12 protein-coding genes are annotated in these 15,457 nt (G+C 71.7%); 11 read left to right on the top strand and 1 reads right to left on the bottom strand.

Annotated features, from left to right (window positions below):
• Positions 1 to 2: 2 nt before the first annotated feature.
• The 5 genes from ACF09E_RS08225 to ACF09E_RS08205 all read left to right on the top strand — a co-directional run bounded on the left by ACF09E_RS08225 (position 3) and on the right by ACF09E_RS08205 (position 7,528).
• On the top strand, positions 3 to 1,370 hold the full coding sequence (locus ACF09E_RS08225) for a nitrate/nitrite transporter (RefSeq protein WP_392204395.1): 1,368 nt from the start codon (positions 3 to 5) through the stop codon (positions 1,368 to 1,370).
• 84 nt (positions 1,371 to 1,454) lie between these two features.
• The gene (locus tag ACF09E_RS08220) at positions 1,455 to 2,606 is read left to right on the top strand and encodes a uroporphyrinogen-III synthase (RefSeq protein WP_392204394.1); all 1,152 of its coding nucleotides are present in this window, start codon (positions 1,455 to 1,457) and stop codon (positions 2,604 to 2,606) included.
• A gap of 125 nt (positions 2,607 to 2,731) precedes the next feature.
• Entirely contained in the window at positions 2,732 to 5,092 is a 2,361-nt protein-coding gene (locus ACF09E_RS08215; RefSeq protein ID WP_392204393.1) for a HelD family protein, read from the top strand.
• 411 nt (positions 5,093 to 5,503) lie between these two features.
• A complete protein-coding gene (locus ACF09E_RS08210; protein ID WP_388798235.1) occupies positions 5,504 to 6,934 on the top strand; it encodes an NAD-dependent malic enzyme in 1,431 nt (476 codons plus the stop codon).
• A 312-nt stretch (positions 6,935 to 7,246) separates the two neighbouring features.
• On the top strand, positions 7,247 to 7,528 hold the full coding sequence (locus tag ACF09E_RS08205; protein ID WP_017237029.1) for an HU family DNA-binding protein: 282 nt from the start codon (positions 7,247 to 7,249) through the stop codon (positions 7,526 to 7,528).
• 205 nt (positions 7,529 to 7,733) lie between these two features.
• Here ACF09E_RS08205 and murA read toward each other — a convergent pair whose 3' ends face one another.
• Positions 7,734 to 9,080 (bottom strand): UDP-N-acetylglucosamine 1-carboxyvinyltransferase, encoded by a 1,347-nt coding sequence (gene murA, locus ACF09E_RS08200; RefSeq protein WP_388798238.1) that lies wholly within the window; start codon positions 9,078 to 9,080, stop codon positions 7,734 to 7,736.
• Positions 9,081 to 9,369: 289 nt separating this feature from the next.
• Between murA and ACF09E_RS08195 the strand changes: the two genes are divergently transcribed.
• The 6 genes from ACF09E_RS08195 (at position 9,370) to ACF09E_RS08170 (ending at position 15,349) form a co-directional block, all read left to right on the top strand.
• Positions 9,370 to 9,930: a YqgE/AlgH family protein gene (locus ACF09E_RS08195; protein ID WP_030324470.1), complete on the top strand. Its 561-nt coding sequence runs from the start codon at positions 9,370 to 9,372 to the stop codon at positions 9,928 to 9,930.
• 30 nt (positions 9,931 to 9,960) lie between these two features.
• Positions 9,961 to 10,248 carry a DUF3039 domain-containing protein gene (locus ACF09E_RS08190; protein ID WP_361862690.1) on the top strand — a complete coding sequence of 96 codons (288 nt, stop codon included), beginning with the start codon at positions 9,961 to 9,963 and terminating at the stop codon, positions 10,246 to 10,248.
• A 251-nt stretch (positions 10,249 to 10,499) separates the two neighbouring features.
• Positions 10,500 to 11,843 (top strand): extracellular solute-binding protein, encoded by a 1,344-nt coding sequence (locus ACF09E_RS08185; RefSeq protein WP_392204392.1) that lies wholly within the window; start codon positions 10,500 to 10,502, stop codon positions 11,841 to 11,843.
• A 5-nt stretch (positions 11,844 to 11,848) separates the two neighbouring features.
• The gene (locus ACF09E_RS08180) at positions 11,849 to 12,820 is read left to right on the top strand and encodes a carbohydrate ABC transporter permease (protein ID WP_392204391.1); all 972 of its coding nucleotides are present in this window, start codon (positions 11,849 to 11,851) and stop codon (positions 12,818 to 12,820) included.
• Positions 12,817 to 13,665 (top strand): carbohydrate ABC transporter permease, encoded by an 849-nt coding sequence (locus ACF09E_RS08175; RefSeq protein WP_392204390.1) that lies wholly within the window; start codon positions 12,817 to 12,819, stop codon positions 13,663 to 13,665. The genes ACF09E_RS08180 and ACF09E_RS08175 overlap by 4 nt, the downstream gene beginning before the upstream one ends.
• A 4-nt stretch (positions 13,666 to 13,669) precedes the next feature.
• Positions 13,670 to 15,349, top strand: a complete 1,680-nt coding sequence (locus ACF09E_RS08170; protein ID WP_392204389.1) for a beta-N-acetylhexosaminidase — start codon at positions 13,670 to 13,672, stop codon at positions 15,347 to 15,349.
• The last annotated feature ends 108 nt before the right edge of the window (positions 15,350 to 15,457 follow it).

Here is a 15,457-nt window from a genome sequence, read left to right as displayed (position 1 = left end):
ACATGGGCGGCCGGTGGATCGAGCGGTGGGAGCCGGAGGACGAGGACTTCTGGCGCGAGAAGGGGGAGCGGATCGCCCGGCGGAACCTGCTCTACTCCGTCCTCTCCGAGCACATCGGCTTCTCCGTCTGGAGCCTGTGGTCGGTCATGGTGCTCTTCATGGGGCCGCAGTACGGCATCGACCCGGCGGGCAAGTTCTTCCTGATCGGGACCGCGACCTTCGTCGGCGCGCTGATCCGCGTCCCGTACACCTTCGCCGTCGCCCGCTTCGGCGGCCGCAACTGGACGATCCTCAGCGCCCTGCTGCTCCTGCTGCCGACCGGCTTCGCCTTCGCCGTGATGGAGCCCGGGACCTCGTACACCACCTTCGTCCTGGTGGCGGCGCTCACGGGCGTCGGCGGCGGCAACTTCGCCTCCTCCATGACCAACATCAACGCCTTCTTCCCGCTCCGCAAGAAGGGCTGGGCGCTCGGGCTCAACGCCGGCGGCGGCAACATCGGCGTGCCCGTCGTCCAGCTCGTCGGCCTCCTCGTCATCGGCACGGCCGGCGCCCTGCACCCGCGGATCGTGCTCGGCGTCTACCTCCCGCTGATCGTCCTCGCCGCCGTCTGCGCCGCGCTCTTCATGGACAACCTCGCCCCCGTCAGGAACGACACCGGCGCCGCCCAGGAGGCCGTCCGCGACCGCCACACCTGGATCATGGCCTTCCTGTACATCGGCACCTTCGGCTCCTTCATCGGCTACAGCTTCGCCTTCGGCCTCGTGCTCCAGACCCAGTTCGGCCGCACCCCGCTCCAGGCCGCCTCGCTCACCTTCGTCGGACCGCTCCTCGGCTCCCTCATCCGCCCGGTCGGCGGAGCACTCGCCGACCGGCACGGCGGCGCCCGCATCACCCTGGCCACCTTCGCCGCCATGGCCGCCGCGACCGGCGTGGTGATCTACGCCTCCGTCGTCGAGTCCCTCACCGTCTTCCTCGTCGGCTTCATCGGCCTCTTCGTCCTCAGCGGCCTCGGCAACGGCTCCACCTACAAGATGATCCCGGCGATCTTCCTCGCCCAGGGGCACCGCAAGGGCCTCGCGGGCGACGCCGCCGAGGCCTACGGGCGACGCCTGTCCGGGGCCGCGATGGGCCTCATCGGCGCGGTCGGCGCGGTCGGCGGACTCGGCATCAACCTCGCCTTCCGCCAGTCCTTCCAGACCTCCGGCACCGGCACGGCCGCCTTCGTCTCCTTCCTGGTCTTCTACGCGGCCTGCATGGCCGTCACCTGGGCGGTATACCTTCGGGCTCCGGCCGCCGTCCCCGCCACCGTCCCGCGGGACGCCGGGGACGCCACCGGGTCCGAGGCCCGGACCGGCTACGCGAAGGTGTGACGTCCGGTGCCCGGCGCGGACCGTAACGATCAGGAAATACGCGCGAACCGAGACCGTCACGCGTTCCCGTCAGGCTCTGACCCCATGGACGAGCAGCAAGAACAGGGCACCGCGGCCGGCCCCCTCGCCGGCTTCACGGTCGGCGTCACCGCGGCGCGCCGCGCGGACGAACTCATCGCGCTGCTCCGGCGGCGCGGCGCGGCCGTCGTCCACGGCCCGGCCCTGCGGATCGTGCCGCTCGCGGACGACACCGACCTCCTCGCCGCCACCAAGGAGCTCATCGGCCACGCCCCGGACGTCGTGATCGCCACCACGGCGATCGGCTTCCGGGGCTGGGTCGAGGCCGCCGAGGGCTGGGGATGCGGGCAGGAACTCCTCGCCGTCCTGCGGGACGTCGAACTCCTCGCCCGGGGACCCAAGGTCAAGGGAGCCGTACGGGCCGCCGGACTCACCGAGTCCTGGTCGCCCGGCTCCGAGTCCATGGCCGAGGTCCTCGACCTGCTGCTCGCCGAGGGCGTGGCGGGCCGGCGCATCGCGATCCAGCTGCACGGGGAGCCGCTGCCCGGCTTCGTGGAGGCGCTCACGGCCGGCGGCGCCGAGGTCGTCGGCGTGCCCGTCTACCGCTGGATGCCTCCGGAGGACATCGGACCGCTCGACCGGCTCCTCGACGCCGTCCTGTCCGGGAGCCTGGACGCGGTCACCTTCACCAGCGCCCCCGCCGCCGTGTCGCTCCTGTCGCGGGCGGGGGAGAGGGGCGTACGGGCCGAACTCGTCGCCGCCCTGCGGCACGACGTCCTCGCGGTCTGCGTGGGGCCCGTGACGGCGCTGGCGCTCCAGGCCGAGGGCGTCGACACGTACCAGCCGGAGCGGTTCCGGCTCGGACCGCTGGTCCAGCTGCTCTGCACGGAGCTGCCGGCCCGCTCACGGGCGCTGCCCGTCGCGGGGCACCGGGTGGAGGTCCGGGGGCACGCCGTCCTCGTCGACGGCGCCCTGCGGCCCGTGCCGCCCGCCGGCATGGCCCTCCTCGGGCTCCTCGCCCGCCGCCCCGGCTGGGTGGTCTCCCGCGCCGACCTGCTGCGCGCGCTGCCGGGCGCGGGACGCGACGAGCACGCGGTGGAGACGGCGATGGCCCGCCTGCGGGCGGCACTCGGCACGCCGAAGCTGATCCAGACGGTGGTGAAGCGGGGGTACCGGCTGGCGCTCGACCCGGCGGCTGACGCCAAGTACGGCGACTGACGGCGACGGACGACGGCTGGAGGGGACGGAGGAACGCGACCCGGTTCGGGGGTCTCGCCTGACACAGTGGGGGCCGGTGGCGTACGCTCGACGGCTGCCCAGTGCACGTCAGAAGGGGGCCTTAGGTGGCCGCGCAGGAAGCCGTGGACACGGTCAGAGACCGTGAGATCGGTGTCGAGCAGGAACATCTGGATCACGTCTACCGCCGACTGGAGGAGAAGATCCACGAGGCGGAGTTCCTGATGAACGACGCCGCCCAGCGGGGCCAGGTCGGCACGCCCGGCGCCCTCGCCGAGCGCGACGCCCAGGTCTTCCGGGCCGGCATCCACCTCAACCGGCTCAACAACGAGTTCGAGGACTTCCTCTTCGGCCGGATCGACCTGCTGTACGGCAAGGACGGCAAGAAGGGACCCGACGGGGCCTACACCTCCGTCGAGCCCGCCGAGGACGCCGTCCGGCCCGACAACACCGCCGACATCGGCGAGACCCTCCACATCGGCCGGATCGGCGTCCTCGACTCCGACTACGCGCCGCTGGTCATCGACTGGCGGGCGCCCGCCGCCGCGCCCTTCTACCGGTCCACGCCGGTCGATCCCGGCCGGGTCGTCCGGCGCAGGGTCATCCGCTCCAAGGGCCGCCAGGTCCTCGGCGTCGAGGACGACCTGATGCGTCCCGAGCTCCGCGCCAGCCTGGACGGGCACGAGCTGCCCGTCATCGGCGACGGTGCCCTGATGGCCGCCCTCGGCCAGGCCCGCAGCCACACCATGCGGGACATCGTCTCCTCCATCCAGGCGGAGCAGGACCTCGTCATCCGCGCCCCCGCCGCCTCCGTCACGTACGTCGAGGGCGGGCCCGGCACGGGCAAGACGGCCGTGGCCCTGCACCGGGCCGCCTACCTGCTCTACCAGGACCGGCGGCGGTACGCCGGAGGCATCCTCATCGTCTCGCCGACCCCGCTGCTCGTCTCGTACACCGAGGGCGTCCTGCCCTCCCTCGGCGAGGAGGGCCAGGTCGCGATCCGCGCCGTCGGCAGCCTCGTCGACGGCGCCGAGGCCACCGCCTACGACGAGCCGGCCGTCGCCCGGATCAAGGGCTCCTCACGGATGCTGCACGTGCTCCGCAAGGCCGCCCGCGGCGCCTTGGAGACGCCCGCGCCCAAGGGGCAGGCCCAGCTCGCCCTCGGCGAGGACCCGGACGGCGCCGAGGAGTCCGCCGCGCCCGCCGGCACCCCCACCCGGCTGCGGGTGGTCGCCTTCGGCCGGCGCCTGGAGCTGGAGGCCGACGAACTGCGCCGCATCCGGCACAACGTGCTCGGCGGCACCGCCCCGGTCAACCTGCTGCGCCCGCGCGCCCGCCGGCTGCTCCTGGACGCGCTGTACGCCAAGTCGGGCGCCGCCGGCCGGCACAGCGACCCCGAGCTCGCCGCCGAACTGCGCTCCTCCTTCGACGAGGACGTGTCGACGGAGGACGCCTTCCTCGGCTTCCTCGACGCCTGGTGGCCCGAGCTGACCCCGCGCCGGGTCCTCGACGCGATGTCCGACGAGCGCCGGCTCGGCCGCTGGGCCCGCCGCATCCTCAACCCGGGCGAGGTGCGGCGGCTCGCCCGCTCGCTGCGCCGCACGGAGCTGTCCGTCCACGACGTGGCGCTCCTCGACGAGCTCCACACCCTGGTCGGCGCCCCGTCCCGGCCCCGGAAGAAGCGCGAGTACGACCCGCTCGACCAGCTCACCGGCCTGGAGGAGCTCATGCCGGTGCGCGAGGAGACCCAGCGCGAGCGGGCCGAGCGGCTGGCGGCGGAGCGCACGGAGTACGCGCACGTCATCGTCGACGAGGCGCAGGACCTCACGCCCATGCAGTGGCGGATGGTCGGCCGCCGCGGCCGGCACGCCACCTGGACGATCGTCGGCGACCCGGCGCAGTCCTCCTGGTCGGACCCCGACGAGGCGGCGGCGGCCCGCGACGAGGCCCTGGGGTCCCGGCCGCGGCGCCGCTTCGAGCTGACCGTGAACTACCGCAACCCGGCGGAGATCGCCGAGCTCGCGGCCAAGGTGCTGGCGCTCGCCATGCCGGGCAAGGAGTCGCCCCGCGCGGTCCGCTCGACGGGCGTCGAGCCCCGGTTCGTCCGGGTTCGGGAGGTCGGTGGCAAGCCCGACCTGGCCGAAACTGTTCGGTCCGAGGCGCGGCTGCTGCTGGAGCGGGTCGAGGGCACCGTCGGTGTCGTCGTCGCCATGAACCGGCGTCAGGAGGCGGCCCGCTGGCTGGCCGAACTGGGCGACCGGGTGGTGGCGCTCGGCTCCCTGGAGGCGAAGGGCCTGGAGTACGACGCCACAGTCGTCGTCTCGCCCGCCGAGATCGCGGACGAGTCCCCGGCCGGCCTGCGGGTCCTCTACGTGGCCCTGACCCGGGCGACGCAGCAGCTCACGGTGGTCGCCGCGGCTGCGGACATGCCGGACGAGGCAGGGGTCCCGGACCTGCTGAGGGACTGACCCGCCCCTGCCCGAGGGGCCGGTCCGCCGGAGCCGGGGACACCGATTTCAGGTCAACCTGTGGCGCTGGAATCACCGACCAGGGTGGTTTGTTAGCCTTGTCGTGGCACCGGCTCGATCCAAGCCCCCGGGCCCAACCTTCGTCCCTCAGAGGGACCACTTGCCGCGAGGCGAGCATGGCGGGTCGGTGCCACTTAGACGTACGTACGAAGTCGAGGCCCTCGTCACCCCAGGTGGCGGGGGCCTCTTCTGTTTCCCCGGCACTTCTCGTATGGTGGAAACTACTTTCCGAAAACGAAATGACCGCATTACCTGCTACCGGCAGGTAGGTGCGACCATCGGAGGGCGCCACCGGGCAACCAGCCGGGGCGGCGTAGCAACGAAGCTCAGGGAAAGCAGAGGAACTCGGCCATGGCAACGGCGCCCAGCGTCTCGTACTCGATGACGGTCCGGCTGGAGGTTCCCGCGAGCGGGACCGCGGTCTCCCAGCTCACCACGGCGGTGGAGTCCCACGGCGGATCCGTCACCGGCCTCGACGTGACCGCCTCCGGCCACGAGAAGCTCCGCATCGACGTCACCATCGCCGCGACCTCCACCGCGCACGCCGACGAGATCGTCGCCCAGCTGCGCACCATCGAGGGCGTCGTCCTGGGCAAGGTCTCCGACCGTACGTTCCTGATGCACCTCGGCGGCAAGATCGAGATGGCGGCCAAGCACCCCATCCGCAACCGTGACGACCTCTCCATGATCTACACCCCGGGCGTCGCCCGTGTGTGCATGGCCATCGCCGAGAACCCCGAGGACGCCCGCCGCCTCACCATCAAGCGCAACACCGTCGCGGTCGTCACCGACGGCTCCGCCGTCCTCGGCCTCGGCAACATCGGCCCGATGGCCGCGATGCCCGTCATGGAGGGCAAGGCGGCCCTGTTCAAGCGCTTCGCCGACATCGACGCCTGGCCGATCTGCCTCGACACCCAGGACACCGACGAGATCGTCGCGATCGTCAAGGCGATCGCCCCCGGCTTCGCGGGCATCAACCTGGAGGACATCTCCGCGCCCCGCTGCTTCGAGATCGAGGCCCGGCTCCGCGAGGCCCTCGACATCCCCGTCTTCCACGACGACCAGCACGGCACCGCCATCGTCGTCCTCGCCGCCCTGACCAACGCGCTCCGCGTGGTCAACAAGGGCATCGGCGACGTACGGGTCGTCATGTCCGGTGCCGGCGCGGCCGGCACGGCCATCCTGAAGCTGCTGATCGCCGCGGGTGTGAAGCACGCCGTGGTCGCCGACATCCAGGGCGTCGTGCACGCGGGCCGCGAGGACCTCGTGGAGGCCCCGGCCGACTCGCCGCTGCGCTGGATCGCCGACAACACCAACCCCGAGGGCGTCACCGGCACCCTCAAGCAGGCCGTCGTCGGCGCGGACGTCTTCATCGGCGTCTCGGCCCCGAACCTGCTGGGCGCGGACGACGTCGCCGCGATGGCGGAGGGCGCGATCGTCTTCGCGCTCGCGAACCCGGACCCGGAGGTCGACCCGGCCGCCGCGCGCCAGACGGCCGCCGTCGTCGCCACCGGCCGCTCGGACTTCCCCAACCAGATCAACAACGTGCTGGTCTTCCCGGGTGTCTTCCGCGGCCTCCTCGACGCCCAGTCCCGTACCGTCAACACGGAGATGATGCTCGCGGCGGCCTCGGCCCTCGCCGACGTCGTCACCGAGGACGAGCTGAACCCGAACTACATCATCCCGTCGGTCTTCAACGACAAGGTCGCGGGCGCGGTCGCCGGAGCCGTGCGCAACGCGGCCAAGGCGGCGGCCGGCGGCCCGGCGGCGACCGGGCGCTGACGGCGCGTCGCGATTCGCGGAGTCGTAAACCCGCCTTTAGGGTGGCTTTTCGGCTCCGCATGGTTTTCGCGGAGTCGACAGAACGTCACCACCACGGGGCTCTGGCGCTTTTCGTGTGACCCCAGGGGGTGCCGGATTGGCGTTCCCGCCGCTGGTGGGGGCAGGATGCGTGTTTGGGCGCGAGGGTCTGTCATTAGACCCGGGTCCGGGGACTGTCCGAAGGCCCTGGCAGCATCGGCTTCGCTGTACCCAATCACGCGGCTTCCGCCGCGTGGCACGCCTCACAGGCAAGAAGAACACGGGAGTAACAACATGAACCGCAGTGAGCTGGTGGCCGCTCTGGCCGACCGCGCCGAGGTGACCCGCAAGGACGCCGACGCCGTGCTGGCCGCTCTCGCCGAGACCGTCGGTGAGGTCGTCGCCAAGGGCGACGAGAAGGTCACCATCCCCGGCTTCCTGACCTTCGAGCGCACCCACCGTGCCGCTCGCACCGCTCGTAACCCGCAGACCGGCGACCCGATCAACATCCCGGCCGGCTACAGCGTGAAGGTCTCCGCGGGCTCGAAGCTCAAGGAAGCCGCCAAGGGCAAGTAAGGCCGCCAAGGCCGCGTAAGCAGCCTGGAGGCACAGAAAGGGCGGCCACCCTGTCAGGGGGTGGCCGCCCTTCCGTTTGCCCGTCAGAGGCCCGTGCAGGCCGTCGCGCGCCCGGTGCGCGCCCGGTGCGCGCCCGGGGAGCGGTCCCCCGGGCCCCGGACGGCCGGTGCGCGCGGGGAGCCGGTCCCCGCGCGCGTACGGCCGGTCAGACCAGCGCGCTGCCCGGGAGCTCGACCTTGGCGCCGAGCTCGACGAGCTTGTCCATGAAGTTCTCGTAGCCGCGGTTGATCAGCTCGATGCCGTGCACCCGGGAGGTGCCCTGGGCCGCGAGCGCCGCGATCAGGTACGAGAAGCCGCCGCGCAGGTCGGGGATGACCAGGTCGGCGCCCTGCAGCTTCGTCGGCCCGGACACGACGGCCGAGTGGAGGAAGTTGCGCTGGCCGAAGCGGCAGTCGGAGCCGCCGAGGCACTCGCGGTACAGCTGGATGTGGGCACCCATCTGGTTGAGCGCGGAGGTGAAGCCGAGCCGGGACTCGTACACCGTCTCGTGGACGATGGAGAGGCCGGAGGCCTGCGTCAGCGCCACGACCAGCGGCTGCTGCCAGTCCGTCTGGAAGCCGGGGTGCACGTCGGTCTCCAGGTGGATCGCGTTGAGCGAGCCGCCCGGGTGCCAGAAGCGGATGCCCTCGTCGTCGATCTCGAAGGCACCGCCCACCTTCCGGTAGGTGTTGAGGAAGGTCATCATCGAGCGCTGCTGGGCGCCGCGCACGTAGATGTTGCCCTCGGTGGCGAGCGCCGCGGACGCCCAGGAGGCCGCCTCCAGGCGGTCCGGGAGCGCCCGGTGGGTGTAGCCGTCGAGGCGGTCGACACCGGTGATCCGGATGGTCCGGTCGGTGTCCATGGAGATGATCGCGCCCATCTTCTGCAGCACGCAGATGAGGTCCTCGATCTCGGGCTCCACGGCGGCGTTCGACAGCTCGGTGACGCCCTCGGCGAGCACCGCCGTCAGCAGCACCTGCTCGGTCGAACCGACCGAGGGGTACGGGAGCCGGATCTTGCAACCGCGAAGGCGCTGCGGGGCCTCCAGGTACTGCCCGTCGGCCCGCTTCTCGATGGTGGCGCCGAACTGGCGCAGCACGTCGAAGTGGAAGTCGATGGGCCGGCCGCCGATGTCGCAGCCGCCCAGGCCCGGGATGAAGGCGTGGCCCAGACGGTGCAGCAGCGGACCGCAGAAGAGGATCGGGATGCGGGACGACCCGGCGTGGGCGTCGATGTCGGCGACGTTCGCCGACTCGACGTGCGTCGGGTCGAGGACGAGCTCACCGGGCTCCTCGCCCGGGCGGACCGTCACTCCGTGCAGCTGGAGCAGTCCGCGGACCACGCGGACGTCACGGATGTCGGGCACATTGCGCAGTCGGCTCGGGCCGCTGCCGAGCAGGGCGGCGACCATCGCCTTGGGCACGAGATTCTTCGCGCCGCGGACGCGGATCTCTCCCTCCAGCGGGGTTCCGCCATGGACGAGCAGTACATCATGGCTGTCTGTGCCGGTCATGAATCTCGCGTTCCGGAGTGGGGTCGGTCGGGTGGCCAGTGAAAAGGGTAAGGGTCCATGAGACCCCTCCCGGGTGCTCCGGGTGCCCCGTCAGATGTAATGAATTCGGCACAACACCCTCTGTTCCCGTGATCTTGCGGAGCGTCACCGTCCGCTTCCGTCGTCAGGGCGCCGCCGCGGGCCCGCCGCGTCCCCTCTGAACTGCGGCGGTCGGCGAGTTCCGGACATCGCCCCCTCCGTGCCCTCCGAGACCGCCCGCGAAGCCGGAAGATGCGGGATCATGTGTCGCATGACCGAGGTGTCCTCGCTCACAGGACGGCTGCTCGTGGCCACCCCCGCCCTCGCGGACCCGAATTTCGACCGCGCGGTGGTCCTGCTGCTCGACCACGACGACGAGGGCTCGCTCGGCGTGGTCCTCAACCGGCCGACACCGGTGACGGTCGGCGACATCCTCGCCCCCTGGGCCGGCCTCGCCGGCGAACCCGGCGTCGTCTTCCAGGGCGGACCGGTCTCCCTCGACGCCGCCCTCGGGGTCGCCGTCATCCCCGGCGACGAGGGGCCGCTCGGCTGGCGTCGGGTGTACGGGGCGATCGGCCTGGTCGACCTGGAGACCCCGCCCGAGCTGCTCGGACCCGCCCTCGGCTCGCTGCGGATCTTCGCCGGGTACGCGGGCTGGGGACCCGGTCAGCTGGAGACCGAGCTGGGCGACGGGGCCTGGTACGTGGTGGAGTCGGAGCCCGGCGACGTCTCCTCCCCGCAGCCCGAGACGCTCTGGCGACAGGTCCTCCGGAGGCAGCGCGGGGAGCTCGCGATGATCGCGACGTACCCGGACGATCCCTCGCTCAACTGAGGGGCCCGGCTTTCAGTACCCTTGGCGGTTATGAGCACTCTCGAGCCCGAGCGCGGGGCAGGTACGGGGACCCTCGTCGAGCCGACGCCGCAGGTGTCCAACGGTGACGGCGACCACGAGCGCTACGCCCATTACGTCCAGAAGGACAAGATCATGGCGAGCGCCCTCGACGGCACCCCCGTCGTGGCGCTGTGCGGCAAGGTCTGGGTACCGGGGCGCGACCCCAAGAAGTACCCGGTCTGCCCGATGTGCAAGGAGATCTACGACTCCATGGGCGCCGGCGGTGGCGACAAGGACAAGGGCGGCAAGGACAAGTAGCGGTGTCCTGACGCTCCGGAACACCGGGGGCGGCCCCCGTCACGCGTACTCCGGTACGCGTGACGGGGGCCGTTTCGTCGTTCCGGGCCCCCGGCGGCCGTTGCGCAGGATGCATCCGCCGGTCACGGAGTGGTTGAGGTGGTCGAGACCTCTTGTCGGGTCACCGCGGGCACGCCTAACCTCACGCGTGTTGTGCAGAACGAAACGCGCATTGCGCATGTTGCAACGCACGCACCCGGAGGGGATCCGACATGAAGCTTTCCGCCCTCCCCCGAGCTCTCGGCCTCGCCCGAGCAGGGGGCACCCCCGTCACCGCCACCGCCGCGGCGCTCCTGCTGGCCGGCCTCACCGCCACGGCCTGCGCGCCCCAGACGTCCGACGGCAAGGCCACGGCGGACGAGAAGACCGGCACCCTGCGGGTCTGGCTCTTCCAGGAGGTGAGCAACAAGCCCAAGGAGCAGGTCGTCTCCCAGGCCGTCGCCGCCTTCGAGAAGCGGCACGAGGGCGTCGAGGTGGAGGTCGAGTACATCCCCGTCGAGACCCGCGCCCAGCGCGTCAAGGCCGCCTTCAACGACCCCGAGTCGGCGCCCGACCTCATCGAGTACGGCAACACCGACACCGCCGGATACGTCAAGGACGGCGGACTCGCCGACATCAGCGCCGAGTTCGGCGCCTGGGACGAGGCCAAGGACACCGACCCCACCGCCAGGCAGTCCGTCACCGTCGGCGGAAAGGTCTACGGCGCCCCGCTGTTCGTCGGCGTCCGCGCCCTCTACTACCGCACCGACGTGTTCCGGGACCTCGGCCTCACCGCCCCCAAGAGCCAGGCCGAACTCGTCTCCACCGCCAAGAAGATCCACAAGGCCCGGCCCGAGCTGTACGGCATCGCCGTCGGCGGCGCCTACACCTACGGCGCCATGCCCTTCGTCTGGGCCGCCGGCGGCGAACTCGCCACCGCGGACGGCGACTCCTACAAGGCCGCCGTCAACAGCGACGCCGCCGTCAAGGGCATCAGCACCTACACCTCGCTCTTCGGCGACGACAACTGCCCCGCCGCCAAGTGCGCCCAGATGGGCGGCAACGCCACCGTCACCGCCTTCGCCTCCGGCAAGGCCGCCATGGCCATCGGCGGCGACTTCAGCCACGCCGCCGTCGAGGCCGGCACCGTGAAGGGCAAGTACGCCGTCGTCCCGCTGCCCGGCACCACCCCCGGCTCCATCGCCCCGGCCTTCGCCGGCGGCAACAACATCGGCGTCCTCAAGAGCACCTCCTACCGCAGCCTCGCCGTCGACCTCCTCACCTCCCTCACCGGCAAGGACACCCAGGCCAAGCTCTTCGACGCCATGGGCTTCCTCCCCACGTTCACCGACGTCCGCACCGCCGCCGCCCAGCGGCAGCCCTTCGTGAAGCCCTTCATCGACACCCTCGGCGCCGGCACCAGGTTCGTCCCCGCGTCCCCCGGCTGGGGCCAGATCGACGCCTCCCTCGTCCTGCCCACGATGTTCCAGGAGGTCGTCAGCGGACGTAAGGACGCCAAGGCGGCGGCCGACGACGCCGCGAAGAAGATGGACGCGGCCTTCGCGCCGGCGGGCTGAGCCGCATGACCACCCAGCTCACCCCGCCCACCGCCACCGGGAAGCGGCCGGGGGCGACCACGCCCGCGGCCGCCCCCCGGCGGGCCCGGGGCGGCCCCCGGGGCCACCGCCCCTGGGCCCCCTGGCTGTACCTGCTGCCCGCCCTCGCCGTCCTCGGCGCCCTCCTCGTCTACCCCGTCTACCAACTCGGCCTGATCTCCTTCCTGGAGTACACCCAGGCCCAGGTCAGCGGCGGCGAACCCACCTCCTTCAAGGGCTTCGGCAACTACACGACCCTCTTCGCCGACCCCCAGTTCTGGCAGGTCCTCCTCGCCACCGTCCTCTTCGCCGCCGCCTGTGTCGTCACCACGCTCGCCGTCGGCTGCGCCCTCGCCGTCCTCCTCACACGGGTGCGCGCCCTGCCGCGGTTCGTCCTGATGATGGCCGCGCTCGGCGCCTGGGCCACGCCCGCGATCACCGGCTCCACGGTCTGGGTCTTCCTCTTCGACCCCGACTTCGGCCCCGTCAACAAGCTCCTCGGACTCGGCGACTTCTCCTGGACGTACGGGCGGTACAGCGCCTTCGCCCTCGTCCTCCTCGAAGTCGTCTGGTGCTCCTTCCCGTTCGTGATGGTCACCGTCTACGCCGGCATCAAGGCCATCCCGTCCGAAGTCCTGGAGGCGGCCTCCCTCGACGGCGCCTCGCAGTGGCGGATCTGGCGCTCGGTCATGGCGCCGATGCTCCGGCCGATCCTGGTCGTCGTCACGATCCAGTCGATCATCTGGGACTTCAAGGTCTTCACCCAGATCTACGTGATGACGAACGGCGGCGGCATCGCCGGCCAGAACCTCGTCCTCAACGTGTACGCCTACCAGAAGGCCTTCGCCTCCTCCCAGTACAGCCTGGGCTCGGCCATCGGCGTCGTCATGCTGCTCATCCTGCTGGCCGTGACCCTGGTCTACCTCCGGCTCCTGCGACGCCAGGGAGAAGAACTGTGAGCGTTCCGAACGCCCTCCGCATCCGTCGTCCCGGGCGTCTCGCCGCCGAGGCCGTCACCCTGCTCGTCGCGGTCGCCGTCGCCTTCCCGCTCTACTGGATGGTCCTCTCGGCCTTCAAGCCGGCCGGTGAGATCCAGTCCACCGAGCCCCGCCCGTGGACCCTGTCCCCGTCGCTCGACTCCTTCCGGCGCGTCTTCGAACAGCAGGAGTTCGGGCGGTACTTCCTGAACTCGCTGACCGTGGCGGGCACCGTCGTCCTCGCCTCCGCGCTGATCGCCTTCCTCGCGGCGACGGCCGTCACCCGGTTCCGCTTCCGGTTCCGGACGACCCTCCTGATCATGTTCCTGGTCGCCCAGATGGTGCCGGTCGAGGCCCTCACCATCCCGCTGTTCTTCCTCATGCGGGACGCCGGCCAGCTCAACACCCTCGGCTCCCTGATCCTCCCGCACATCGCCTTCTCGCTGCCCTTCGCGATCTGGATGCTGCGCGGCTTCGTCAAGGCCGTCCCCGAGGCCCTGGAGGAGCAGGCCCAGATCGACGGGGCGAGCCGCACCCGGTTCCTGTGGCAGATCCTCTTCCCGCTGGTCTTCCCCGGCCTCGTCGCCACCAGCGTCTTCTCGTTCATCTCCACCTGGAACGACTTCCTCTTCGCGAAGTCGTTCATCATCAGCGACACCTCGCAGTCGACCCTGCCCATGGCGCTGCTCGTCTTCTTCAAGCCCGACGAGAACGACTGGGGAGGCATCATGGCCGGCTCGACCGTCATGACCGTCCCGGTCCTCGTCTTCTTCGTACTCGTACAGCGCCGCCTGGTCTCCGGACTCGGCGGGGCGGTGAAGGACTGACGCGATGACCACCGACGCGACGACCACCGACCCGTACCCCGGCACGGACCTGATCCCCGCACCGCTCCGCCAGGACGTGCGCGGGGACTCACCGGGGTACTTCTCGCTCGACGAGCGGACCACCCTCGACGCCGGGCCCGGCACCGGCTCCACCGCACGCTGGCTCCGCACCGTCCTCGGCGCCGCCACCGGCCTGCCGCTCCCCGACGGCACCGGCCCGCACGCGATCCGGCTGCGCGTGAGCGAGGACGTGGAGCGGGAGCACGGCCCCGAGGGCTACCGCCTCACCACCGAGGACCCCGACGCCGCCGTCGTCGTCGAGGGCGGCGGACCCGCCGGCGTCTTCTGGGGCGCCCAGACCCTCCGCCAGCTCCTCGGCCCCGGGGCGTACCGCAGGGCCCCGGTGGACGGCGGTCCGTGGGACCTCCCGTACCTCACCGTCGAGGACCGCCCCCGCTTCGGCTGGCGCGGCCTCATGCTCGACGTCTCCCGGCACTTCACGCCCAAGGACGACGTCCTGCGCCACCTCGACCTGCTCGCCGCCCACAAACTCAACGTCTTCCACTTCCACCTCACCGACGACCAGGGCTGGCGCATCGAGATCAAGCGCCACCCCCGGCTCACCGAGGTCGGCTCCTGGCGGGCCCGCAGCAAGTGGGGCCACCGCGCCTCGCCGCTCTGGGACGACACCCCGCACGGCGGCTTCTACACCCAGGACGACATCCGCGAGATCGTCGCGTACGCCGCCGAACGCCACATCAGGGTCGTCCCCGAGATCGACCTCCCCGGCCACTCGCAGGCCGCCATCGCCGCCTACCCCGAGCTCGGCAACACCGACGTCGTCGACACGGCCGCCCTCACCGTCTGGGACACCTGGGGCGTCAACCCCAACGTCCTCGCCCCCACCGAGGGCGTCCTGCGCTTCTACGAGGGCGTCTTCGAGGAGGTCCTCGACCTCTTCCCGGCGGCCGTCTCCCCCTTCGTGCACGTCGGCGGCGACGAGTGCCCCAAGGACCAGTGGAAGGCCTCCCCGGCCGCCCAGGCCCGCATCCGGGAACTCGGACTCGCCGACGAGGACGCGCTCCAGTCCTGGTTCATCCGTCACTTCGACCGCTGGCTCGCCGCCCGCGGGCGGCGGCTCATCGGCTGGGACGAGATCCTGGAGGGCGGCCTCGCCGAGGGCGCGGCCGTCTCGTCCTGGCGCGGGTACGGCGGCGGGATCGCCGCCGCGGAGGCAGGCCACGACGTCGTCATGTGCCCCGAGCAGCACGTGTACCTGGACCACCGTCAGGCGCCCGGCGAGGACGAGCCCGTGCCCATCGGGTACGTCCGCACCCTGGAGGACGTCTACCGCTTCGAGCCCGTGCCGCCCGGCCTCTCGCCCGAGGCCGCCGCCCACATCCTGGGAACCCAGGCCAACGTCTGGACCGAGGTGATGGAGAACCGGTCCCGCGTCGACTACCAGGTCTTCCCCCGCCTCGCCGCCCTCGCCGAGGTCGCCTGGTCCGAGCTGCCCGCGCCGGAGGCACGCGACTACCCGGCCTTCGCCCGCCGGATGCGCACCCACTACGCGCGCCTGGACGCCCTCGGCGTGGACTACCGCCCGCCCGCCGGACCCCACCCCCGGCAGCGGCGCCCCGGGATCCTGGGACGTCCCCTGGAGGGCACGCCCCCGAACGTGTGAGGGACCCGACATCCCCCTTCACCCAAGAGCGGCGAAACGGAAGTTACCGTCACTCGTCGGGGCGTCCCGGACGGAACAGTCCTTCGCGGGCCCTCGCGCCGGACCGCT

The sequence above is a fragment of the Streptomyces sp. NPDC014891 genome, assembly GCF_043081085.1.
Taxonomy (GTDB): domain Bacteria; phylum Actinomycetota; class Actinomycetes; order Streptomycetales; family Streptomycetaceae; genus Streptomyces.
Note: the sequence above shows the minus strand (reverse complement) of the source record. Positions and strands in the feature narration are given on the sequence as shown.

What these genes read in the sequence shown, in the direction of transcription:
- ACF09E_RS08180 (WP_392204391.1), top strand. Translation starts at nt 11,849, where the DNA reads ATGACCACCCAGCTCACCCCGCCCACCGCCACCGGGAAGCGGCCGGGG.
- murA (WP_388798238.1), bottom strand. Translation starts at nt 9,080, where the DNA reads ATGACCGGCACAGACAGCCATGATGTACTGCTCGTCCATGGCGGAACC.
- ACF09E_RS08205 (WP_017237029.1), top strand. Translation starts at nt 7,247, where the DNA reads ATGAACCGCAGTGAGCTGGTGGCCGCTCTGGCCGACCGCGCCGAGGTG.
- ACF09E_RS08195 (WP_030324470.1), top strand. Translation starts at nt 9,370, where the DNA reads ATGACCGAGGTGTCCTCGCTCACAGGACGGCTGCTCGTGGCCACCCCC.
- ACF09E_RS08220 (WP_392204394.1), top strand. Translation starts at nt 1,455, where the DNA reads ATGGACGAGCAGCAAGAACAGGGCACCGCGGCCGGCCCCCTCGCCGGC.
- ACF09E_RS08185 (WP_392204392.1), top strand. Translation starts at nt 10,500, where the DNA reads ATGAAGCTTTCCGCCCTCCCCCGAGCTCTCGGCCTCGCCCGAGCAGGG.
- ACF09E_RS08190 (WP_361862690.1), top strand. Translation starts at nt 9,961, where the DNA reads ATGAGCACTCTCGAGCCCGAGCGCGGGGCAGGTACGGGGACCCTCGTC.
- ACF09E_RS08210 (WP_388798235.1), top strand. Translation starts at nt 5,504, where the DNA reads ATGGCAACGGCGCCCAGCGTCTCGTACTCGATGACGGTCCGGCTGGAG.
- ACF09E_RS08225 (WP_392204395.1), top strand. Translation starts at nt 3, where the DNA reads ATGGGCGGCCGGTGGATCGAGCGGTGGGAGCCGGAGGACGAGGACTTC.
- ACF09E_RS08170 (WP_392204389.1), top strand. Translation starts at nt 13,670, where the DNA reads ATGACCACCGACGCGACGACCACCGACCCGTACCCCGGCACGGACCTG.